This window comes from Ruminococcus flavefaciens (assembly GCF_900108555.1).
Lineage (GTDB): Bacteria > Bacillota > Clostridia > Oscillospirales > Ruminococcaceae > Ruminococcus > Ruminococcus flavefaciens_P.
The window spans coordinates 318233-343213 of the sequence record NZ_FNWV01000003.1 but is presented as its reverse complement, the minus strand read 5'-3'; the positions used below and the strand labels follow the sequence as shown (position 1 = coordinate 343213).

14 protein-coding genes are annotated in these 24981 nt (G+C 43.5%); 4 read left to right on the top strand and 10 right to left on the bottom strand.

Going from position 1 to position 24981, the window contains the following annotated elements:
* Positions 1-150: 150 nt before the first annotated feature.
* The 3 genes from BLW60_RS06640 to BLW60_RS06630 all read right to left on the bottom strand — a co-directional run bounded on the left by BLW60_RS06640 (position 151) and on the right by BLW60_RS06630 (position 3696).
* Positions 151-1398 carry an IS4 family transposase gene (locus BLW60_RS06640; protein WP_074715664.1) on the bottom strand — a complete coding sequence of 416 codons (1248 nt, stop codon included), beginning with the start codon at positions 1396-1398 and terminating at the stop codon, positions 151-153.
* A gap of 253 nt (positions 1399-1651) precedes the next feature.
* Positions 1652-2074 (bottom strand): large conductance mechanosensitive channel protein MscL, encoded by a 423-nt coding sequence (gene mscL, locus BLW60_RS06635; protein ID WP_074715640.1) that lies wholly within the window; start codon positions 2072-2074, stop codon positions 1652-1654.
* 41 nt (positions 2075-2115) lie between these two features.
* Positions 2116-3696, bottom strand: a complete 1581-nt coding sequence (locus BLW60_RS06630) for a DUF7577 domain-containing protein (RefSeq protein ID WP_074715638.1) — start codon at positions 3694-3696, stop codon at positions 2116-2118.
* Positions 3697-4196: 500 nt separating this feature from the next.
* Here BLW60_RS06630 and BLW60_RS06625 point away from each other — a divergent pair, with 500 nt between their 5' ends.
* Positions 4197-5327 (top strand): M15 family metallopeptidase, encoded by a 1131-nt coding sequence (locus tag BLW60_RS06625; RefSeq protein ID WP_074715636.1) that lies wholly within the window; start codon positions 4197-4199, stop codon positions 5325-5327.
* A 355-nt stretch (positions 5328-5682) separates the two neighbouring features.
* On the opposite strand, the gene carB is transcribed toward BLW60_RS06625, so the two are convergent.
* The 4 genes from carB to BLW60_RS06605 all read right to left on the bottom strand — a co-directional run bounded on the left by carB (position 5683) and on the right by BLW60_RS06605 (position 11833).
* Positions 5683-8904 carry a carbamoyl-phosphate synthase large subunit gene (gene carB, locus BLW60_RS06620; RefSeq protein ID WP_074715634.1) on the bottom strand — a complete coding sequence of 1074 codons (3222 nt, stop codon included), beginning with the start codon at positions 8902-8904 and terminating at the stop codon, positions 5683-5685.
* Positions 8905-9361: 457 nt separating this feature from the next.
* On the bottom strand, positions 9362-11005 hold the full coding sequence (locus BLW60_RS06615; RefSeq protein ID WP_074715632.1) for a MutS-related protein: 1644 nt from the start codon (positions 11003-11005) through the stop codon (positions 9362-9364).
* Between the two features lie 27 nt (positions 11006-11032).
* Positions 11033-11428, bottom strand: coding sequence for a DUF3795 domain-containing protein (locus tag BLW60_RS06610; RefSeq protein ID WP_074715630.1), 396 nt, complete (start codon positions 11426-11428; stop codon positions 11033-11035).
* 21 nt (positions 11429-11449) lie between these two features.
* Positions 11450-11833, bottom strand: a complete 384-nt coding sequence (locus BLW60_RS06605; protein ID WP_074715628.1) for a VOC family protein — start codon at positions 11831-11833, stop codon at positions 11450-11452.
* A 340-nt stretch (positions 11834-12173) separates the two neighbouring features.
* Here BLW60_RS06605 and BLW60_RS16780 point away from each other — a divergent pair, with 340 nt between their 5' ends.
* Both BLW60_RS16780 and BLW60_RS06595 read left to right on the top strand, forming a co-directional pair.
* Positions 12174-13931: an McrB family protein gene (locus tag BLW60_RS16780; protein WP_074715625.1), complete on the top strand. Its 1758-nt coding sequence runs from the start codon at positions 12174-12176 to the stop codon at positions 13929-13931.
* A 15-nt stretch (positions 13932-13946) separates the two neighbouring features.
* Positions 13947-14780: a 5-methylcytosine restriction system specificity protein McrC gene (locus BLW60_RS06595; RefSeq protein ID WP_074715623.1), complete on the top strand. Its 834-nt coding sequence runs from the start codon at positions 13947-13949 to the stop codon at positions 14778-14780.
* A gap of 98 nt (positions 14781-14878) precedes the next feature.
* On the opposite strand, the gene BLW60_RS06590 is transcribed toward BLW60_RS06595, so the two are convergent.
* Complete coding sequence (locus BLW60_RS06590) at positions 14879-15481, bottom strand: hypothetical protein (protein ID WP_074715621.1); 603 nt, start codon at positions 15479-15481, stop codon at positions 14879-14881.
* A 14-nt stretch (positions 15482-15495) separates the two neighbouring features.
* Positions 15496-22356, bottom strand: coding sequence for a zincin-like metallopeptidase toxin domain-containing protein (locus BLW60_RS06585; RefSeq protein ID WP_074715619.1), 6861 nt, complete (start codon positions 22354-22356; stop codon positions 15496-15498).
* A gap of 508 nt (positions 22357-22864) precedes the next feature.
* On the opposite strand from BLW60_RS06585, the gene BLW60_RS06580 reads away from it, so the two are divergent.
* A complete protein-coding gene (locus BLW60_RS06580; protein WP_074715616.1) occupies positions 22865-24697 on the top strand; it encodes a leucine-rich repeat protein in 1833 nt (610 codons plus the stop codon).
* A gap of 56 nt (positions 24698-24753) precedes the next feature.
* Here the strand turns inward: BLW60_RS06580 and BLW60_RS06575 are convergent, their stop codons facing one another.
* Positions 24754-24936, bottom strand: coding sequence for a hypothetical protein (locus BLW60_RS06575; protein WP_074715613.1), 183 nt, complete (start codon positions 24934-24936; stop codon positions 24754-24756).
* Between the last annotated feature and the right edge of the window lie 45 nt (positions 24937-24981).

The following is a 24981-nucleotide window of genomic DNA, read 5'->3' as shown; positions in this document are numbered from 1 at the left end:
TAATGTCATTAAGCTAACCAAATACGCTAAAGGAACAGGAGTATGTTGGGAATATTACCAGGCATACTCCTGTTATTACATTCGCCAAAATTGCATGACGAAAAGACAGATACGAGATCTGCCTGAAAAAAGATTGACATAAGCAAATAATTATGATAACCTGTAATTGAAGCCGATAGCAGAATGGCAACGAGTTTTTCTATCAGCAATACGATCAGGTCTGACAGGACACTTGTTTCTTGCTATCAGTTCTTCCACAAGTAAAGGATTTGCGTGTGCAGAGCGAAAGAATTTGATGCAGATATGTATAGCAAAAGCATAATTGATTTTATAGCGGTAATCATTATGCTTATCGTCATCTATGGTGATATTTTCGGTAATCAGCATAGAGAAGTTATACATGATAAGACTTGCAAAGATTTCCTGTATCACGCAGTCCTTTCTCTTTGAATGGAAAGCAATAAGACCAACATGGTATTTTAGCTCTCTGAATGAAGTCTCGATCCCCCAGCGCATTTTGTAGATCATCTTGATATCTTCGGCAGAGAACTCATCATCACAGAGATTGGTAACAATGGTCTCATAGTTATCTTCAGATATCTTGATTCTAATGATGCGAAATTTTAGCGGATAGGTATCTTTCGAACACTTCGGAAGAAAATCAAAAACGACCTGCGAATTAAGGAATCTAAATTTATCAGGATTCGACTTAACTTCATTTGTTTGTCTTCTTGTAAGAAGAATATCAGCAGTAAAGTCTGTCTCTTTATCGGCTGGAATATTGAATTTCTGGGCAATTCCTGCTGTTGTTTTGATTCTGATAACGTATTTCAAGCCATTATTTTCAAGGTGAGCAATAGTATTGTATGCTTCATATCCTCTGTCAGCAATGATAATTGAATCTTCGCTCAACTTTTTTGCCATACTTATGAGAGCGGTATGCTCATTTTCGCATCGACTGTCCTGTAAAACAGCATCGATATATCTACGGTTCATAAGGTCATACAATGCATTCAGATGCATAAGATTGTATCCTTTTGAATCAATATTAGCGTTGTAATGAGTGTTGTGGTCATCATGGATAGTGGGAATATGTATATCAGAACCATCCACAGCATAAAGTCTGTAACCATGAAAGAAACAGGTCTGAGAAAATGACTCGTTTAATTTATGGAACAAATGAAGAAATGCAGCAGGCAGTATCTTGGCTCTTCTCTGAACAACAGCTGAAACCGACACTGCTTTCTGATCCAGGCCATAAAACTCCATAAGCTCACTGCTAAGAGTCTGGCTGCCCATACTCAAAATAAACCGCATTGTTTTTGAGAAAGACAGCTCGCTTTTTCGAATAAAATCTCTCTTAGGATCAACTACAAAATCAGAGATATTTTTCTCCATGTTGATGATAAGAGTGTTAAGCTTATTTTTGACAATATTACAGTATTTTTGCACGGTAAAACCTCCAATCAGATGTGTATATCTGATTAGCTGCGCCGCACATTTTCGGCTTTTTGTCAATACCTTTTTGCAAAATTTACATTTTATACATAAAAAAATAATCACAGGATCATTCTGATTCCTGTGATTATTTTACTTTTCCTTAGCTTAATGACATTACGCCTTGTGCGGAGGTTTTCTATGTAATAACAACTTATTTCTTTTCGTTCTGTGCCTTGAGGAGATCTCTGATCTCTGTAAGAAGAACTTCTTCCTTTGGCGGCTCAGCAGGCTTTTCTTCTTCCTTCTTCTTGCCGATAGCCATTGCCTTGTTTACAGCCTTGAGGAGGCAGAAAAGAATGATAGCGATGATGAGGAAATTAAGAACTGCGGAAATAAATGCACCATAATTGAAATCAACACCTGCAACTGTGAACTTACCGCCTACAAGCTGCATAACGCCGTTTTCGTCCTTCTCAGCACCGCCTGTGATAGCCGCGATGAGAGGAGTGATAAAGTTATCGGTAAGAGCACTTACGATGCTTCCGAAAGCTGCACCGATGATAACACCGATAGCCATATCCATTACGTTGCCTTTGAGTGCGAATTCTTTGAATTCCTGTAAAAACTTCTTCATTTTTTACAACATCTCCTTAAAAAGTGTTAGAATATAGTTTATTAAAATTCCGGCAAGCCGGGAATTTCCGTTTTATTTGTCTTTTTCGCTTTCATCTCTTCAGGAAGCTCTATCGCATCTATCTCATCGTTATAGGTCTTTGTTTTTTTGGGCATTGCCTGAACAGCATGATCTGCCTGAGCCATCATCGAACCTGTGCGCTGCTTGGTATTTGCCTGCAATTCGCTGGGATCAGCCATGCCTGCCGACGACATTACGTTCCATGACTTGCGCTCTTCTTTTGCGCGGAGCTCTGATGCGTCAACAGCTTTTGTAGAGCCCATATAATCAAAGCGTCGCTGTTCCTTTTTGGCTTCGAGAGCACTTGGATCGGCAACTTCTGCCGAACGCATGAACATTTTATTATATTTCGATTCCTCGTTTTTCTTGAGCTTGCTTGCATCAACAAGAGGAGTATCGTTCATATATGATACTTTCTTCTTCTCGGGACGCTTTAAGCTGCCGAGGTCCTCATTGCGCTTACCGAAAAAGTCATCGGTAGGATCGGTCTCGGCGTGTTCGGTAGCCTTGCCGCCGTCAAAGAATTCCCAGAAATCATCGGGAACTTCGACCTTGTTCTTATCCTCTACAGGAGGAGGAACAGGCTGGTTCATCTGCATATTGCCGCCCATTGGCTGAACAACAGGTATACCGCCCATAGCAGGCACAACGGGTATATCAGCCAGCTCGCCTGCCTGTGCAGGATTGATGACCACAGGCTGTCCATAGACGGGCATACCGTTCTGGTCGCAGCCGATTATCTGCGGCTGTGCATACATCACAGGCTGACCGTAAACAGGCATACCGTTCTGGTCATAGCCTATCAGCTGTGGCTGATTATACATCAAAGGCTGACCGTAAACAGGCATACCATTCTGGTCATAGCCTATCAGCTGTGGCTGACCATACATTACGGGCTGACCATATACAGGCATACCGTTTGCCTGTGAGCCTCCGTTCTGAGCAGGAACTCCCTGCATCGCAGCAGGCTGTGGTATTCCCTGCATTCCATTAGGCGCAGAGATGCCTTGCATACCGCCCTGTGGTGCTATGCTCTGCATACCACTCGGTGCAGGGACACCCTGCATACCGCCCTGTGGTGCTATACTCTGCATACCGCTTGGTGCAGCAGGGATACCCTGCATCGCAACAGGCTGCGGTATACCCGGCATACCATTAGGCGCAGGTATACCCTGCATAGCGCTTTGCTGGCGCAGCTGATTTGCATTATTCATCTGAGCCTGACGGACTGCTCTTGTCTGTTCAGGCAAAGTAACTCTTCCTGTATCGAGCTTTGGTATAAAAGGCTCGTCAAAGCTGCTGAAATCAAACTCTTCGTCTGTATCATTAAGTTCAGCAGCAGTATAAAGATCTGACGAAGAATCGTTAGAAGGGGTATCGCTTATAGTAAAAGTGCCGCTTCCGAAAGTAAAACTGCCCGAGGCAGAGTCTTCTTCGGAGTAATAGCCGCCCATATCCAGCTGTTCAATGTTAATATCCTGCGGATCTTCGAGGTTAACGCCGCATTTAACGCAGAACCTGAAACCCGCTTCGTTGTCTGTTCCGCACCGTGGACATTTCATAGAATCACTTCCTTTAACGCGAAGATGAAATAAAGACCGCAGATCGATATCCCCAACGGAGCGGTCTTTAACAAGTCGCTTAATTAAAGAATTTGCCCATACTTCCACTATACATTATAACATTTTTTTAAAGCATTTTCAAGTGATTAAAAAAAGATTGTGCAATACTGTCTTAATTGCTATACCCTTTTTGTGAAGATTAACACTATATTACAGGTGTATGAGTGTTTAGCTATTTTATATATCAGCGGCTATGCGGCTGATCGGGCTGAAAAAAATTGTCGAAAGCTCACAATTTATAGATTTTATCGACATATCCAATACTGCACCTTTACAAAGATGTATCGCTAACACTATATTTTTAGCGCGAACTATGATATAATAAGTCTATACGTCCATTTATACGGAATTTATAGAGATAAAAAGAACAAAAGTAAAGCGGAACCAGTGAGTTCCCCAATGATGCGGCTGCTTATTGAGCAGCGGAATGGAGCAGACATATGTCCAAAAAGAAAATCAGCAAAGAAAAAAGTATACGACGAGCAAAAACTACCACTGAGATAGCTATAAGCCTTGTCCTTCTCGGAACTTGCGCTTTCTTTATCAGGAACAGTCTTAATCACGCAAAGACCGTTGAGCCTTCGCCTTATGTTGAACAGAATAATAATATAGATATCGAAGATCCGTCAGCTACGACTCTGCCCGATCCAAATCAGACTATCTATGAATCCCTTTCTGTAAATACAAAGGACAAGTTCCGCGGCGATCTTATCCTTGTAAATAAAGAGCATCAGTACTTCGGCGGTGACGAAGATCTCGTAAGCATCACTGATATGAACTATGAGAACGAGATAAACTTTTTCAGCGCAGTTGACTCGACTTATACCATACTCAAAGAAGTCTACTCACCTATGGTCAAGATGATACAGGACTTCTACGACAAGTATCAGAATGACACTCTCATTATCTACGGTTCATACAGAACAACGGATTTCCAGCAGGAGCTTTATGATAACGATGTTGCAAACAACGGCGGAGAAGAGTCCACAAGAGTTGCAAAGCCGGGATTCAGCGAGCATGAAACAGGTCTTGCATTCGACTTCAGCGAAACTGAAAACAACGATTATCAGGGCACAGGCGATTTTGAATGGATAAACGCAAACTGCTATAAATACGGCTTTATAGTGCGCTACACTTCAAGCAAGGAGAAGATAACAGGCTTCCAGAACGAGCCATGGCATTTCCGCTATGTAGGCATACCTCATGCATACTATATGGACGCTAATGACCTTTGCCTTGAAGAGTATATCAAGCTCATAGGCGAACACCCATATGACAAGGAGCATCTGGAATTTTCAGATGATAAGGGCAATGAATATGAGGTCTACTTCGTAAAGTCTGACGACGGAAACGACAAGACTACCGTTCCTGTACCAGCAGGTGTAAGATACGAGATATCGGGAAATAACGTAGATGGCTTCATAGTGACCGTTTACAAGGGACAGAAGCCTATCGTGGAAGAAGCTCCCACAAAGACATTTGAGGACGCTTCCGAAGAAAATACCGAAAACAGCACCGATGAAGGTGAAGATGATAATTCGGAAGATACTGACGATTACAGTGAATATTAATGACAAAGCGGACGACTTAGATCGTCCGCTTTTTGCGTTGGATACGGTTATATAGAAGCTTTTAGGTAATTACAGGGACGCCTTCACTTGTAAGGTTTCCCGTAATGAAACGTTTCGGACTGCCAAAGGCAGCCCCTACAGTGCGCTCATGTTATTTACATCGTAAGGCTCGGGCGAGCAGAACTCGCCCCTGCTTAGCTCTTAGTTCTTAGTTCTTAACTCTTAGCTTACAGTACTTTTAATTACGCATTGATACAGTCGCCCCTACAGTGCTGCTCACTTGCTAACGGCTAAAGGCTAATGGCTACAATTATGAATTAAAAGTGCCGCTCCATTACGAAGCGGCACTTGTTTATTACTTAATATCAGCGTGATGAGCCTGAAGCGACTTAACGCCGAGGTGAGTATTGTGCTTGATAGCCTTGATACCCTCTGCACTTGCCTTTGCAGCTGCCATAGTTGTCATGTATGGTATTCTGTGCTTGATAGCAGCCTTTCTGATGTAGCTGTCATCGTGTACACTTGTCTTGCCGGCAGGTGTATTGATTATCATCTGTATCTCGCCGTTTGCGATCTGGTCAGCGATATTCGGACGTCCCTCGTAAAGCTTGAATATCTTATCACATGGGATACCTGCTTCCTTTATCATCTCATAGCTTCTGCCTGTTGCGATGATGTGGAATCCGAGCTCGTTGAATGACTTTGCAATGTCTACAAGCTCGGGCTTGTCTCTCTCGCATACGCTGAGGAGAACTGTTCCCTCCAGCGGGAGCTTGTTCTTTGTAGCTTCCTGTGCCTTGTAGTATGCTTCACCGAAGGAAGGTGAGATACCGAGAACTTCACCTGTTGAACGCATCTCAGGTCCGAGGAGAGGATCTACCTCAGGGAACATATTGAACGGGAATACAGCTTCCTTAACGCCGTAGTGACCGATCTGCTTGTCTTTGAGCTCAGGTACGGGAGAAGGTCTGCCTGTAAGTGAAGATGTGATAATATCTGTAGCGATCTTTACCATGTTGATATCGCATACCTTTGATACCAGCGGAACTGTTCTTGATGCACGGGGATTAGCTTCGAGAACGTATACTGTATCGCCCTCGATAGCGTACTGCATATTCATAAGTCCGCATACGTTCATCTCTACAGCTATCTTCTTTGTGTACTCCTTGATAGTAGCGACCTGCTTCTCTGTGAGGTTCTTTGAAGGAAGTATACAAGCGGAGTCGCCCGAGTGAACGCCTGCAAGCTCGATATGCTCCATAACGCATGGAACGAAGCAGTGTGTGCCGTCGGAAATAGCGTCAGCCTCGCATTCTGTAGCGTGGTTGAGGAAACGGTCGATGAGGATAGGTCTGTCAGGAGTTACGCCTACAGCAGCGTTCATGTATACTCTCATCATCTCGTCATCGTGAACTATCTCCATGCCGCGTCCGCCGAGAACGTAGGAAGGACGAACCATTACAGGATAGCCTATCTTGTTTGCGATAGCGATAGCTTCATCGGCATTTACAGCCATTCCTGCCTCAGGCATAGGTATGCCGAGCTTATCCATCATTGCGCGGAAGTGATCTCTGTCCTCAGCAAGGTCGATAGTCTCGGGAGTTGTACCAAGGATATTTACACCGTACTTCTTAAGGTCGTTTGCAAGGTTAAGAGGAGTCTGTCCGCCGAACTGAGCGATAACGCCTACAGGCTTCTCCTTTTCGTGTATAGCGAGAACATCTTCAAGTGTAAGAGGCTCAAAATAGAGCTTGTCTGATGTATCATAGTCAGTAGAAACTGTCTCAGGGTTGCAGTTTACGATAATTGACTCAAATCCAAGCTTTTTAAGTGCAAGTGCAGCGTGAACGCAGCAGTAGTCGAATTCGATACCCTGACCTATTCTGTTAGGACCGCCGCCGAGGATCATTATCTTTGGCTTGTCTGTATTTACAGGGCTCTTGTCAGCATCAAGGTGATATGTTGAATAGTAATATGCAGCATTCTGTGTACCGCTTACGTGAACGCCTTCCCATGATTCCTTAACGCCGATAGCTGTACGTGCGTTTCTTATCTCTTCCTCTGTTACTTCAAGGATAGAGCTGAGGTAACGGTCTGAGAAGCCGTCAAGCTTAGCCTGCTTGAGTACATCGTTTGCAGGAACAGCACCCTTGTTCTTGAGAAGTGCCTCTTCCTCGTCAACAAGCTCCTTCATCTGCTCGATGAAGTACTTCTTTATCTTTGTGAGGTCGTGGAGCTCGTCAACAGTTGCGCCCTTGCGGAGTGCCTCATACATAACGAACTGTCTCTCGCTTGTAGGGAAACGGAGCTGTGCAAGGAGCTCGTCCTTTGTCATATTGTTGAAGTTCTTAGCAAATCCGAGACCATAGCGTCCTATTTCAAGTGAACGGATAGCCTTCTGGAATGCTTCCTTGTAGGTCTTGCCGATGCTCATTACCTCACCGACAGCCTTCATCTGTGTACCAAGCTTGTCCTCTGCGCCCTTGAATTTCTCAAATGCCCAGCGAGCAAACTTGATAACTATATAATCACCGTCCGGAACGTACTTGTCAAGAGTACCGTACTTTCCACAAGGGATATCTTTAAGTGTAAGTCCGCAGGCAAGCATAGCGGATACGAGAGCTATCGGGAAGCCTGTAGCCTTTGAAGCAAGTGCGGAAGAACGTGAAGTTCTTGGATTGATCTCGATAACAACTATACGTCCTGTCTCGGGATCACGGGCGAACTGACAGTTACAGCCGCCGATGACTTCGATGGACTCGATTATCTTGTATGACATCTCCTGAAGAGTTTTCTGAACGTCCTCCGGGATAGTGAGCATAGGTGCAGAACAGAATGAGTCACCTGTGTGTACGCCGATAGGATCAATATTCTCGATGAAGCATACTGTGATCTTGTTATTCTCAGCATCACGTACAACTTCAAGCTCAAGCTCTTCCCAGCCGAAGATACATTCTTCAACAAGTACCTGTCCGACGAGAGATGCCTGAAGTCCTCTTGCACATACTACTTTGAGCTCGTCAACATTATATACCATGCCGCCGCCTGCGCCGCCCATAGTGTATGCAGGACGCAGAACAACAGGATATTTCAGCTTTTCAGCTATCTTTACAGCCTCATCTACGGAATAAGCGACCTCACTTCTCGGCATACCGATACCGAGTGCGCTCATAGCGTTCTTGAATTCGATACGGTCCTCACCGCGCTCGATAGCATCTACCTGTACACCGATGACCTGTACATTGTACTTTTTGAGTACGCCTGCCTGATCAAGCTCGGAGCAGAGGTTAAGTCCCGACTGTCCGCCAAGGTTAGGAAGGAGAGCATCAGGACGTTCTTTTTCGATGATCTGTGTAAGTCTTTCGAGATTAAGAGGCTCAATGTAAGTGATATCCGCAACATCGGGGTCTGTCATGATAGTTGCAGGGTTTGAGTTAACAAGAACGATCTCATAGCCCAGCTGACGCAGAGCCTTACAAGCCTGTGTTCCCGAATAGTCAAACTCGCAAGCCTGTCCTATGATGATAGGACCTGAACCGATGATCATGATCTTGTTAATATCCTGTCTTTTTGGCATATTATTCTCCTGACTCGTACAAAAAAATGTACGTTTGTATATTTGCCATGAAACGTCATGGCGCAACTTCTTACCTTATATAATAACATAAATCTCACCAAAATGCAATATAAAAATTAGCTTTTACAATCGGTACAATTTTGGGAAATATGTGAAAAAGGCTGCCGTAAATGCATTGCTTATAAAGAAGTTTATAGTTATTTATCGGGGAAAACCTTTCTGAAGAAAGGTTCTTCCCCGAACCCCTTTCCAAAGACTTTTATCTGATTTTTTTCATATAGGGCGCGTACATAATAAAAAAGACCTGCTAATTTACAGGTCGCGCCCTATATGAAAAAAATAAAAACATAAGTTTTAGGAGGGGAGTTTGAGGGGAGACCCTTTTTCAAAAGGGTCCTCCTCAATAGACAACCGTAGATTTCTTTACAGGCATTGCACTTATGACAGCCTTTTAGCATCACAGCTCCGAAAGAGCGTCGTTTATTATCTCCTCGGGGAAGCCGATAACGCTCAATAGCTTTATAGCATTGCTTGAACGGCATATACCCTTATGTATCATGTAATCGAATACAACATCTTCCTCATCAAGCTTTTCGCAGAAATAATAGTTTTCGTACCGACCTTCAAAGGCTTCCGCAAGCTCGATATCATGCGTAGCTACCATGAGCATACAGTTTGCCCTGTCAAAATAGCGCAGTATCGCCTTTGATGCGGCTATCCTCTCCTTTGTGTTTGTACCTTTGAGTATCTCGTCTATAGCAAAGAAAAGCAGCCTGCCGTCCTTTGCCGCCTCTGTCATACGTTTCAGATACTTTATCTCGCGGATATAGTAGCTCTCCCCCGAAGCAAGATCGTCGCGGACTGCCATTGACGTAATGACTCCGCAGCGCGGTATGGAAGCCTGCTCCGCTGTACAGGTGAATATGGACTGTCCGAGAATGAGATTTATAGCAGCAGCCTTTATGAATGTGGATTTTCCCGAAGCATTTGAGCCTGTAAGGAGCATATTTTTCTCCTGTGTCAGGTCATTTGCAACAGGCTCGGAGATAAGCGGATGAAAAAGTCCTTTGTACTCTATACGCTTATCGCTGTTTATTTCGGGTACGCAGTAGCCTTCAAGACTTCTTCTGAACGAAGCAATGGCTATGGAGCAGTCGATCTCGCCTACAAACCTGAATATTTTCATGTAATCCTGAGTTTTTCCCTCAAACTCCTTCAAGCCTATGTTGTAAAGTATAAAATCCACCATGAACGGGTCGGTGATATACGCCATAAGCATGGTCATTCCGTCATCTGACTTTGTCATTGATTTTTTCATATTCAGAAGATTCATTATAGAGGCGGACTTTTTCAGCTTTTTGAAGCTCTCGTCCGCTTCCTTTGACAGCTCGGGAACTATGTCCTTTATGCCAAAACCTGCATTGATAGTCATTCCCATAGAAAAAAGAGTTTCAAGCTTTCTGTCAAAGCTGTTTTTCAGAAATATGTGAACTACCAGATTTACAAAGTAATTGCAGATGCACAGCATAATAAGCCGCGGATCATGCAGGATTATCCCCAAAATACCAAATGTCAGCAATGATATCATCAGAAGCGGATAGACGAACTTGTACGGAAGATACTCCGAGTCGATATCCTCAGCCACATCTACCGAATAATAGGCACTTATAGGCTTGCCCACACCGTGAAGTATCTTCCTTACCTTGTTGCGTTTTTCCTCGTTTTTATCGAAGAACTCCACCGTCTTATTGCTCAGCAGTCCGTCCGCATCTCTGTCGCCGAGAATATGCATGGACGAATAAAGGCACTGTTCACCTGCAAAGCTGTCGGTATGATCTGCGCGGAAAAAGACAGTTTTCATGTCAAGGTCGTCCCATGTTACAGCGTCTACAAGCTCGGACTCGTTGTACTTCTTTTTCTCATTTTCAAACAGGCGCGAAATAGCTTCCGTCCTGTCCATAACATCGTCCTTTACGCGGCTGCTGTCGCCAAAGGAATGTCTTATGTAATAGTCAATAGCTCTTTTATTCCTTATACTGAATACGATCATGCAGATAACAAAAAGTGCTGCGATAGCTGATATGATGATCACTGCTTCCATTATATTTCTCCCTATATCAATAAAAAATCAATTTCCGTTTCTTATAAAGTCCATGAGCTTTTCCATGTCATCGAACTCATCGTAATCGCCCATAATGCCCTCACGATGATAAACTATTCCTGCTTTCTCGTTGCGTTCAAGGCAGTCAAGCAGTTCATCAATGCCGTATCTCCTTGCGAATTCCGCAAAGGCTCTTGCCTTGATCTTCTCGGCATACAAACCTTTACGGCAGTTTGCAGGCTCGCACTCATAGCAGCCTCTGAGTCCCTTTTCAATGACGCATTTCCTGTTTTCGCACCATTCAGCGTCCTTGCACCATGAGAGCTCCTTAAAGCCGTCACGCTTGCAGCCCTTGCACTCAGAATTTTCAGAACACAGACAGCAGGCAAGTCCGCACCTTGCTATACCTAATCCACGTTTCATAGTTCGTTCCTCCGTATAAGTTCAGACAGTTATTTCGATAAGATTTTCCTCAATTGCAGCGATACAGCTCTCATAGTACCCGTCACCCGTTGTGCGCGGACCGCTCTTTGCTTCGTAACCTGCCGAGCGCAGACGCTCAGTAAGTTCGTCCACCTTTTCCCTGCTGCCCACGCTGAAAGCGATATGGGTATACCCCATGTGCTCGGCTGAAACATCTGCATCGGCTACCTGCGGCTTGTTCATCAGTTCAAGTCTTGCGCCGTCATCAAAGGTGATAAAGTAAGATCTGAAATCAGTAGTTTTATTGTGATAGCCGCTGTTTGAGTGTCCGCCGAGATATTCCGTGAAAAATTCACGGGCAGCTTCAAGATCCTTTACAAATATGGCAATGTGTTCTATCCTCATTTTGTCCCTCCGGTTCCATACATAATACAGCCGTTAGCTATTAGCAAATGTGTCGCCTTTGGCGAATAATTTAAAATAATGTGAGCGTAAGCGAACACCTTCGGCTAAGGGCTCATGGCTAACGGCTAAAATACACAGTATATTTATAACATTATACAACAATGCACGGTAAATTTCAATATATATGACTGATGAGCACTATATAGTTAAATTAATTCATTAAGCCACAGAAATAGTTCTTCTTTGTGAATGATGTGTAAAAGTTTACAGCGCTGTTGACAATCGTTTGTTAGCATGATACAATTATTTTAGGATATTATTGGAAAGGTAGTCAGATAAAATGGATAAAGAGATTATTATTGACAAACTCAAACATAAAAATGAGATACTGCCCAATGAATTTGACGGAACATACCGCTCTGTACACGAGACAATGGAGTTTTACGCCAAGGTAAGAAAGATCTCTCTCATAGATCACAATGACCTTGAGCTGATGTATCTTCTCTCCCTCGGACTATGGAAAGGCGATAAAAAAGAGCTGAAACACTACATCCAGAAAAGCCACCTGCTCCACAATGATAAGCTCCTCCTTGAAAAGAAGCTGGAAAAAATATGGAGCAAGGGGTCACGAATGTTGTTCAACCACGTGATCGAAAAACAGGAAATGGAATTCCTTACAACACCTGTCTCGTTCAAGGACTCACCTGTAGCCAAAAATCCCGAATCTATCCAGTTCTTTTTCAAGATGTGCATCAATATCTCAGGGCTTGAAAATGACGGCAAGCTCCTTGATACAGCTCAGCAGATGCTGAATTCGCAGATCAGGGAGTCGGGACTTCCCGTATTTGCCGTATCAAGGATACTGCATTGCCTAAAGCCTTTTACATTCCCTATCCTTTGCGAAAAAGTTACCGAGTCCATAGTTTTCAAAGCTCTCGATATCGGCCTGAATGATCTTGAAGATATATCACAGTACATAACCAACTGCCGCAAGATACTGGATTTCCGCAATTCAATTTTCAAATTCCAGAACATGAGAGTCTTTGATATCATGTCGTGGGAAATGATCTATGATAAGGACAAGACCGACGAGGACGATGCACAGGGCAAGGTGCGTCACCGAAAGAAATCAAAAGCAGCTCTCAACCAGATACTCTATGGACCTCCCGGCACAGGTAAGACCTATAATGTGGTGAAATATGCTGTCGAGCTCATAGAGGGCGAAAAGATAACCGAGGGTGAGACCTATGCCGCAATAAAGGAACGCTATGACAAATACGCTTCTTCGGGACAGATAAAGTTCACCACATTCCACCAGTCATTCAGCTATGAGGAATTTGTCGAGGGTATCCGCCCTGTTGTAGTTGATAAGTACGGCAACGATACCAATATCGCCCACGCTGATACTACCGTGGTTTACCGCCCTTATAACGGCGTTTTCAAAACACTGTGCGAAAAGGCTTCAAAGAGTCAGCATATGAACTTTGTAGCTATCATCGACGAGATAAACCGCGGTAATATCTCAAGGATATTCGGCGAACTCATAACCCTTATCGAGGAGTCAAAACGCGGAACTGCCGTTATTCTCCCATATTCCCAAGCTGAGTTCTATGTGCCGCAAAATCTGTATATCCTTGGTACTATGAATACCGCAGACCGTTCTATCGCCATGCTGGATACCGCTCTGCGAAGAAGATTTGATTTCATCGAGATGATGCCCGAACCTTCACTCCTCGGAGACTGCGAGGGCGTTGACCTGCGTGAGCTCCTCACTGCGCTGAACGAGCGTATCGAATACTACTACGACCGCGAACACGCTATCGGTCACGCATACTTCATGAACAGCAAAGGCTGCATAAAAACTCTCGATGAGCTGAGAGATGTTTTCTCCACAAAGATAATACCTCTGCTTCAGGAGTATTTCTTCGATGACTACGAAAGGATAAGGCTTATCCTTAACGATGAAAACACATTCATCGAATGTATCGCTCCCAAGTATATCAAGCATTTCGATTCGGGGCAGAAGCTTTACCGCCTCGGTGATCCCGACAACTGGAAAAAGGAACACTTTATAAACATATACAGCGATATTTCCTGACGAACGGAGAATATTATGTATACAAGACACTTTTGCGTATCAGCCAATGAAAAGATCGCGGACTTTTCTTCCGAAAACGGTGATCTTTCCGAAATGCTCGGTGAATTCGCCGAGAACTGTGCAGCTGACGGCAGAAAAGCCGTTACGGTCAGTCACAGAAATGGCAAAAAATATTTCAAGGCAGGCTCTTACTGTGGATTTGCAAGCCTTATCGACGGTACTCTTGTGGAGATACTCCCCCATACAAAAGGCAGCGTCTCCGATGCAAGGAAAGAGCTGTGTGCAGAGTTTTGCAGACGGTGCGGCTTTACGTTCGATCCTTCAGGATTTGATCCCGAAATGAACTTCATGGAGTACTTCATATCAGTTTTTGCAGGTGAAACAATGAAGATCATAAAAAGCGGCGTGCTTTCAACATATGCAAGCCGCGAGGAGAACATGACAACGGTACACGGAACTATCCTCTTCCCTGAGAATATACGACGCAATCTTATACACCGTGAACGTATTTACGTAAGACATGACGTTTTTACTCCCGACCGTGCGGAAAACCGCCTCATAAAAGCCGCTGCTGCAAAGCTAATAAAGGTAACAGGCAATGCACACAGCTCTCACCTGCTGAAAGAAGCTCTGTCTTTTCTTGACGAGGTATCAAAGCCTTATAACATTGCCGCGGAATTCGGTAAGTGCATAAATACCCGCAATACTAAAAAATACAGCACCACCCTCAATATATGCAGAATGCTTCTGGATAAAAGAGAGGGCACTGCTTTTTCGGGAAAGTACGTTTCCTGTGCTCAGTTCTACGATATGCCTGCTTCGCCGTCAGGCAGACATAAGGCATCATAATCGTTTATCAAAACACTTCTCTTATGTGCTCAATTACTATTTTAACACTTATTAGCTAAAAAAGCAAGAAAAAGGTCAGGCATTTGCCCGACCTTTGATCATATAAAGATCTCTTTTATATCTCTGCCGTGACAATTCATGACAGAAACTATTTCTCCTGAATAATCAGATATATGTATGTAAATATTGGGATCAGAAAAGTTCTTTTCGTTTTTGCACTCAGCAGGGATCACCCATACAGATAAATACCTGTCAGAGCTGTCTTTGTAACTAATGTCAAACACCACATCATCTTTGCAGATAGTATACTCGCCATTCAACTTTTGTACAGCTTTTGCCAGAAGATCATCTGCTATACCATATGCATCTTCCACCGATAAAAATGTTTTATCGGTTATTTTATCAGGCTTTATAACAGCATCTGTTATCTCACCGTTTTTATCCGATACAAGTATTTTTTTAAAGAAACAATAGCTCTTATTCCCTGTTTTTTCTATCAGATCTGCGAACCATACGGGATCTTCCAGATATATCAGCTCTTTGCAATATTCAAGAGTATCCACATCAAGCCTTGCTGTTATTCTTTTCTCGTTGCGGGCATTTAATTCTTCCACATATTTTTTTACGAGTTCATTGACCTGCTCCGGCGAATATTTCGTTTTTACGTTAAGATTACTATACTTACTGACCTCATAAAACATACATATTCCTCACATTATCTTGGTATCTTCTTTAAATAGTTCTCATTTGAAGCTATCTCAGCTGCATTAAATAATCCACAGGTTTTTACCCTGTTAACTACATAGCTTTCTTTTTCAAAACGGCTCAATGCATTATACTTATCAAAGCCTAACATTGAGCAATGCTCTGCATGGAAGCTTTCGTGATACATATCTACTAAGGCAGGTTTTTTGCTTATGTAGATCTTGCCTTCCTGAGCACTGAAGCCTGCTGCTTTATCATAGCCCAGTACTCTTCCCTTTTTATCAACAACGACCTTTACATTCTTCTTGCCCATTTCTTTCTTGAAAGTTCTGACCTGCTTGGTCGTTGCAATTCTTTCACCATTATCAAACAGCTGATTTTCACGAAGTCTGTAATCTACCTTAGCACTTTTCGCTGCTTTGCTTGCATTGATCTTGGAAGTTATCTTTGAGCAAGCAGCCTTGCCGATAGCACCTTCTACTATTCCGACAGAAGCTCCGCCCAGTGCATATGCAGCCTTATTCGCGACGCTCTGCCAGTCTCCGTTTCGTATATCCTTGTAGAGAGCACACGCTGAATTGTACTTCTCAACTACTGCGCTCTTGACAGTGCCTACAGGGTCATTTACAAACGACTTTACGCCGCTTACGACTGATTTTGCCGTTTTGACAGGGTGCCTTATAGCACTGATCTGCGAACCGAGAGTATCGACTACGCCCTGACTGTAGCTTGCAAATACCTGTCCCGCAGGGCCGCTGTTCTGGAGAGATTTTATACCTGTTTTCCAGTCGTCAGCTCTGTCCTTGCCCCACTGCTTTATAGCCTTGCCTGCACTTGAAGCAGCCTTAGTCACCTTAGAAGTGACCTTTTTAGCTGTACTTGTGACCTTCTTAGCAGCCGACTTAAAGAAGCTCTTGATAGAGTGTCCGCTTGGATCACAGTTGAGTATCGGGTTGTTATGACAGTATGTGTAAAGGTTAAGGCTGAGCGGATCGCCTGCTGAACCGCTTACACTGTCGCGTGTGATAAATCTTCCGTTATCAGGTGAATAATATCTCGCTCTGAGATAGATAGTATCAGATTCTGTATCGAAGTACTCTCCGCAGTATCTGAATACGTTTACATCGCTCTCGTCAATGTTCTTCTCGACACCGAAAGCATCGTATCTGTAGGTCTTGACATTGTTTGCAGAAGCATCAGTAATGCTTACTACATCGCCGTGAGCATTCTTGCGGTAATAGTTGTAATCTGACTTTACGCCGTTTGCATAGTTGTATTTTGCTGTGATGCCTGCTCCGAAGAAATAGCATTTTGCAGAGTACGGGCCTGTTTCATCTACATCAGCGATTATCTGCTGATTGCCGTCCCATACATGACCAACAGTATGACCGTTTACAGTCTTTGTAGCTCTGAGACCGTTTGCGTCGTAGGTATAGCTTGCAACGTCTTCACCGTCAGTATATCCGATAAGCTGATCGAATACATCGTATGTGAAGTTCTCGGTCTTTTCGTTTGATATCTTTGTGAGCTGATTGCCGTTTGCGTCGTAGGTATAAGCGGTTATCGCTGTTTCTTCAGTGTCTGTTTCCTCATTGATACCTGTCTTGGTCTCGCTCTGGAGGAGTGCTGTATACTTGCTGTCGGAATTATTGTAATTATAGACAGTAGTGAAGTTCTCTGAACCTGTTGCTGTCATTCTTACACGGTTGCCGTGATCGTCATAAGCATATGTATACTTGTCTGTCAGAGCACCGTTCTCGACCTTTTCCTCTGTTAACTGACCAAAACCGTTATAGACATAAGATGTCTTTTCTATTATATCATTTTCTGATACAGTTTTGCAAGAGTCTGAACCGTCAAGGTAATACTTATATGTTGATGAAGCTATCTCATCTTCGCCGTTGAATGTTCTGATGTCAACAACAGCGTTCACGCAGTTATATGCGTACTTTGTGGTTATGCCGTTTGCAAGTGTTTCCTTGCTCTTGTTGCCGTTTGCATCGTATTCATAGGATACGATCTCTTTGCCTGATTCGGATATTGTTGAGATACGCATCTCATCATCATATGTGTAATTTACATCTGAATAGATGATAAGATTTCTCTGACCTGTTATAGCTCTGCTGATATAGTCGGAGATACCGTTATAGAAATATCCCTTGAAGTTGCCGTTGCCGTCAGTCTCGCTGACAACACGTCCCATTTTGTCGTATTCATATGATGTTGTTGCATTGCCGACCTTAGCCATAACGGTCCTGCCCATTCTGTCAAAGCGATACTCTGTAACAACTGTATCATCTTCGTCGGAACCGTTTGTAGTCTCTGATCTTATTATCCTGTCAAGCTCATCATATGTATTTACAGTGATATTACCGTTAGGATCTGTAGATCTTATAACATTGCCGTTTACATCGTAAACTGCTGTGCCTGAGTCATAGCCTGTGCTGTCTGTTGTTTTTAGAGGTCTGAAATACTGGTCGTACTCATACTCTGTGATAAGGTAATCAGTGTCATTCTCTGATGACATACCTGTGTATCTCTTTGTGACGTTGCCTGCATCATCATAGAAATACTTTGTGATGTTCGCTGTATTGCTTACAGGATCAACAAGCTTTACCTCGATGAGGTCGCCTCCTGCGTTATACTTGTTTTCGGTTATCCTGTACTTTTCTGCTGCGGAATCCTGCTCGGCTGCGGGTTCGATAGTCTTGATAACGTTGCCGTTCTTGTCGTACTGTACTTCGGTAACTGCGTATCTTACATTTCCGTCCTTGTCCTTTGTGAAAGGAGTATAGGTCTTTGTAAGTGCGCCGAGGAAGCCGTACTCATACTTTGTGGTATTGCCGAGAGCGTCTGTCTGTCTTGCAAGAGTACCGTCTGCATAGTAGCAGCTCGTTCTCTTTACAACGCCGTTTACAGACTCGGAAACTGTGTTTCCTCTGAAGTCCTGAACTGTTTCGGAAACTACCTGCTTATCAGCTGTGATGTAAGCGTAGCTTCTTTCCTTGAGTCCGTGGAGATGCTTTGTTGTAAATCCATCGAGAGATGTGTATACGTCGTAATCTGCCTCTGTATACTCATACTCGTTCTTTGAAATTATCTGTCTCGGTGAAGAAGCACCGTCCTGGAAATATTCAGCAAGCTCTCTCTGGAGGGCATCATACTCTGTACTGCTGATAGAACCGTCAGGGTTGATAGTTCTTACAGCATTGCCGTATGCGTCATACTCATAGTATGTAACATTGCCGAGATTGTCCTTGATAGAAACAGGAAGGTTTCCGCGGTTGTAGGTATATTTCGAGCCTACGCTCTTGTCTGCGGAATGTTTGGGAGTATATTCAGCTGTCTTTCTGCCCAGCTGGTCGTACTCAAATACTGTGACTATACCCTCTGTGCCAGTACCGTAGGAAGTAACCTTTGTGATGTTGTTAAGTGCATCGTATTCATATACATCTCTTGTGTATACGTCATTTGCAATATCGGTATACTCTCTTACCTCAGCAGGCTGGAGAGACTCATTATAAGTATATGAGATCTTGCTTACTAAATTGCCGCTGCTGTCCTTTGTAACAGCTGTCTCAACAAGTCCTTCTGCGTTATAGATGTTCTCGCAGACATTGCCTTCGGGATCGGTAGTGGATCTGATAAGACCTGCGATCGCTGCTCCCTGATCCTCGCTGAACTCATAGTAGTCATATGTTGTTACAGCATAGCCGCTGAGATCTACCTTGCTGAGATCAAAGCCCGATGCAAGCATATCATATGCATTTGCAACAGGGTGGATACTGTTGCTTTCCTTTACAACATTGATACCCTTTTCATCATACTCATAGATAGTAACGTTCTTGACTTCGTCCACTTCCACAAGAGGATTATTCTTAGCGTTATATCTTGTACGTGTATATGTGCCGTCAGGATTTATTGTCTTTGTGACATTGCCGTTTGCGTCATACTCATACTGTGTAACGTTGCCGGCAGTATCAGTAGCCTTCTTTATCTCGTCGTACTTGTTCTTGCCGTCTTCATTCTTGTAGTATTCGGTCTTGTCGATGTATTCCTTGCCGTCAACGAATGTGTGGTTTCCGACGATAGCATAGTCCTCATCATAGTCGTATGTTACCTTTTTGAGGAGCTTGCTTCCGTCATACTCCTCCATACCTGTCTGGCAGTTTTCCTTGTCGTAAACGTATACCTGCTTCAAGCCCTGCTCGTTGACAGTATTGTCAACTCTGCCGTTGCTAACATAAGTAACGTTGAGTGTTACCTCATTGAAGCAGTTAACGATCCTGTTCAGCTTGCCGTTGTTGTCATAGTAATATGACTCCTTTGCGCCCTTTTCGTTTGTATAGGACATGAGCTGATTTTTGTCGTTGTATTCGTAGGTAACTTCCTTATGTGCGGAAGGATCTTCGATCTTTGTTATCCTTTTGTGACCGCCGTTATCGGTATAGTAGATATAGTAGTTTCTGCCGATAGAGTCGGTAATAGTTCTCTTATTGTCAGTGATAGATGATATTTCAAGCTTGTTGCCGTTTGCATCATATATCTTGTCGAGCATACCCTCTGCATTGAAGTGATACTTGCTGAATCCGGAGTTTGTAAGGGTATACTCGCCGCCCGACTTTTCAAGTGTGCTGTGAGCGTTTATGCACTTGAAGCTGTTTTCGCCCTTCTTCTCAAATGTAGTATTTGAGCCGTCGGGAAGAACTACCTGAACGTAATCGCTGTATTCGTTTGCAGCTATCTTGCTCACATCAAGGTTGAATTCCCAGCCTGTACCGAATGAGCCTTCCTCGGGGCTTGTAGAATTATAGGAACGTAAAAAGTCTGCTCCTACACCTGGTGCTGTAACGCTGTAATCCTCAAAGTCCTTCTTATAGTTACCTGTTGCAGCGTTAACGCCGTCTGCGCCTTCCCACGCCTTACGATAAGCTGTGAGATCACCGTCAGCAGGCTTGAACCACGGTCTGAACCAGTACATCTCTGTGGAATAGCCGTAAGGGAAGATAACGCCGAGGCTGTTGCCGTTTGCGTCCTTATAGTCGAAGTTGAAGCGTCTGCCTGTGGAAGTGTTTCCTGCGTCGTCAGTGTATGTCTCTGTATTTGCCCAGAGTACGGTCTGAAGTCCGTTAGGATTGAAGAACTCAATGGAATGAGTTCCTGATGAATAGATAGACTTGTCGCCCGAAGCCTCATTGACATTCCAGTTAGCTCCGTAGAAGTGTATCTGTCCTGCTGTCCACTTGCCCTCCATATCGGTATCTGTAACGTATGTCCAGTTTCCGCATATAGTAAGCTCGTCGGAAGGGTTTGTCATCAGGATAGTATCAAGACAGTGAGGCTGTCCGAAGTCGAAGTTTCCTCCGATGAAGATCGAACCGCCGTTCATGTCGAGAGTCTGTCCGGGCTTTGAGTCTCCCCAGCCGTCAGGAGAAGCTGTTCTGAATACAAAATTGCGTCCTACCTGAAGTGAACCGCCGTTAAGATCAAGACGAGCACCGACGCCGTCTGACCAGTACTGCGGAATATCAGTATTGAACGACATATACTCCGCAACTGCAAGAGTATGACCGTTCAGATCAAGGTCGGTATCATGGAGATTGAAGCTGTATGGGAAGCTTGCTCCGCTCTCAAGTCTCAGATACTTCTTGAATGCCTGATCGCAGCCAAGATCGCTGCTGTATGCAGCCTCGAACCATGCAAGGTCATCTGTTCCGATAGTGCCGTCACAGTTCTTGTCCATGTACTCGAAGTAATTATCAGAGCGTTTGGAAAGGTTTGCATAATATTCAAGACCGCTCTGGTCATCGGAGTTTACAACTCCGTCGTGATTGAGGTCGAGATCATACCATTTAAGGATATCTGCACCTGCACTGCCGAAGATAAAGTTATTGTACGCAGTACAGTCATCGCGGTCTATGTCGCCGTCGCCGTCATAATCTCTTGCGTTGGGAAGCGATGTGATGACATTGTCGACGTACTTTTCAAAGTCGGCAAAGTCATTGGAATTTATCATTCCGTCGCCGTTGAGGTCGTATGAAGCAGCCGCAGCACTTACAGTGACTTCTTCATCATTCTCGCCCATTTCAATGAACTTATCCTGCCAGTAGCTAAGCTCGTCCTGAGTTACAGTGCCGTCACCGTCAGTGTCAAGGGCAGGAGAAAAATCACTTGCTCCCTTTGTTGCGCCGAGACAGCTTTCAACGTATTCAACATCGTAGGTGTTGAGCCAGTCATCGCTCCACTGGTTATCACAGTCAGGGTTATTTTTAGTATCACCGGGGACAAGTGTAAGTGTATCCTGTGAACCGCCCGAACCAAGCACGAAAGAGCCTGTGCCGAAATCCTTGAGATAGAACGGCAGATAGCCGTCACACTCAAACTTGACATGGTAAACATCAGATGAACCGCCTGCTGCGGAGATACTGTAGCTGTCACCGTTATGGCAGGTGCGGTGTGTGATCTCTTCCCAGTTACCGTTGAAAATACGGATAAAGATAGGCGGATCGTCGTTTCTGCTCACTCCTGCCACTTCGCCGAGAGCTACCTTACCTGTAATAGTCAGCGAAGTGCTGATATCACTTCCTGCTCCTGCATAAGCAGATCTTGCCAGTGTTCTCTTTGCAGACTTTGGGGAAGCTGCTGTGTCAGTTGTTTCAAAATAGTCAACTGCTCCCAGCTCTGATGCAGCCTGCTTGAATTCAGCGGAAAGCTCTTTCTGACTTTTCCACTCTTCGACGATCTCTGCCGCGCGGGCGATATTCTCGGGACCGAGAATGCCCTGTGCATTGCCGTCACCGCTGATCAGCACCTGTCCGACAAAAACAGCCGAAAGAGAACCTGCGATCACACGATTGATTTTCTTGCTCATTAGATCAAACCTTTCTGAATAATTACTGTGCCTGTGATATGGATAATAGAAAAATTATTTCTGAAACACGGAATGTATAATGTGCAGCAATAGCTGCACATTATGTTACACATTCGTTAAAAGAATGAATTGACCGATCATATTTCACATCTATATCAGTATTTTTTTCCTACAGCCAAACAGTCACAAAGAACATTCTATCATAGCTGCCGCTCATTTTCAAATGTTTATTTTTTATCGGTATATATTGAAAAAATATGATTTTGTAAAAGGCTGTAATTAGCCAAAAATTAACTGTGGTCATAAATCTGCGACGATTTTCAAACGTACGTTCTGCCATTTTACGCCATGCACAAAAATGTATATCTGTAACATTCTGCGTTTTCAGATGTAATATACGATCATATAATTATTACCGCAAACAATATTGACATTTGTTTAAACGAGCTGTATAATAGTATTGCTATTAATATTAGCAAATTATCTATTAATTCAGGAGGAAAAACACATGAAACTATTTAAGCACTTGACCTCAGCAACGCTCGCACTGACAGTAGCAGCAGGCGCAGCAGCTGCATCTATCCCTGCAAAAGCAGATGCAGCAGACGGACAAATCATCTATGATACTGTTCTCAACGAATGGCAGCAGCGTATCGACGCAGAAATGGCAAAGTTCCCGCATCTTTCATACTGGAACTACAAACAGACAGGTGTGATCAGTGAGGATACCTATTCCGAATACACATCTGACAAAAGGTACAGATCCTACCTTACCGAAGAAAAAGTAAAAGGATTAAATTATGACAGCAAATTCTTCTGCCACAAGGCATATCTCACAAACTGGACAAAAACTTCAGAACAGGAAGTTGACAACGGTGAGTGTGTAGGATTTGCACGAAAGCTTTCCAATGATATATGGGGACCTGTTGTTCTTATCCGTCACAAAGTAAAAAAGAACACTTATGGTGCAAACAGCAATCAGGATCCAATGGCTGAGGACTATATACCTCAGATAGGTGATATCGTTCGTCTGGATTACAAGGTATCGACAAGTAAGGGCGATAAAACGCCCGGACACAGTATCTTTATTACTGATATCGATTCAAACGGAAAAATTACTTTTGCAGAGTGTAACGGTGAAATGAACGACTGCCAGATACGCTGGGGACGTGACCGCTATTATCACGCACTCAACTGGAAAGCTGTTGATCTTCCGGATCAAAACGGCAACCTTGTTAATATGATCATGTTTACAGGCAATACAAACTCTCAGGTAACTGTTACAAGGGAATTCTTCCTTGATCACGCAACATATTTCGAGCGTCCCGGCATCGCAGGCGATCTTAACTTTGACGGTCAGTTAACCGGTGACGATGCAGCAATATTTGAAAGCACTGTTATGTATGACGGCTATACAAGCAACTCAGATCAGGCTCCATTAGCTTTCTATGATGTTAACGGCGACGGATACGTAAATAATGCTGATATCAACGCGATCCGTTACGGCAATCCTGAACGCAGACTTGTTAAGCTCAGTGAAATTTATAGTGACGTAAAATGCAAGTGGAACCGTATTAGCAATGCAAGCGGATTCCGTTTTACTGACGGCTGCTACTATGTCAAGAACGACATTGGCGGAGTTTCATGGATCGGTACTGTTGATTCAGAACTTACCAGCGTTTCTGTTCCGTCAAGAGTATATTGTTCAAGCGACAACTGCTGGTACACCGTTAATGAGATAGGTTACTATTCACAATCCAACAACAGTGGACACAGATATCCTACCTGCACAGAAAATTGCGGCATAAAAACACTTACTATCCCTGATACTGTAAAGAGGATACATGAATATGCTTTCTCAAAGGGCGCACTTACAACTCTTAAATTTGCAGGTAATAATTCTCAGCTTGAAGAGATAGACCAGTGTGCTTTTTCTAACTGCAAATCACTCAGAACACTCGATCTTCGCCCTGCTAAAAATCTGAAAGTTATAGGTGCATTTGCATTTGACGGCTGCTCCAATCTCAATTACATAGACCTTCCTTATACAAAGCAGAATCTTTCACTTGGTACTTTCGTGAACAGCGCAACCAGTCAGAGTATTTTCGGCAGCAATTTGACAAAAACCATTACACTGTATATCAATGATGAAGACAGGACCCTCACATCATCAAGCACTATCCAACCACTGATATTCGGAAGAAGCGACTACGATTACATGAAGAATAATAAAGTAAGAATATACGGCAAAATGGTCAGGGCAAAATGCCGCGGTAATAACAACAACTTTATAGATATCGGTCAAAGAGGTATAACAAACGGTTTTCTGTATGTTAACTAAGACAAAAATAGGGACTTTCCGAACGGAAAGTCCCTATCTGTTTTATAGCCTGTATATCAATTATCTTTATCATTATCTTCCAGCCAGGGCGACGTATAGTGAAATTGACCTGAGTTCATATCCATAGCTACATAATCATCTAAACGCCTCATTAAATTGCCCTTGGAATCCATGCCCATTTTATTGTCAAACGGCATTATAAAATCATTATCATTATAATCAAAAACTGCTGCACACATATCGGATCCTCCTTCTTATAGCTTGGATCTGCCATTAACGGTAAT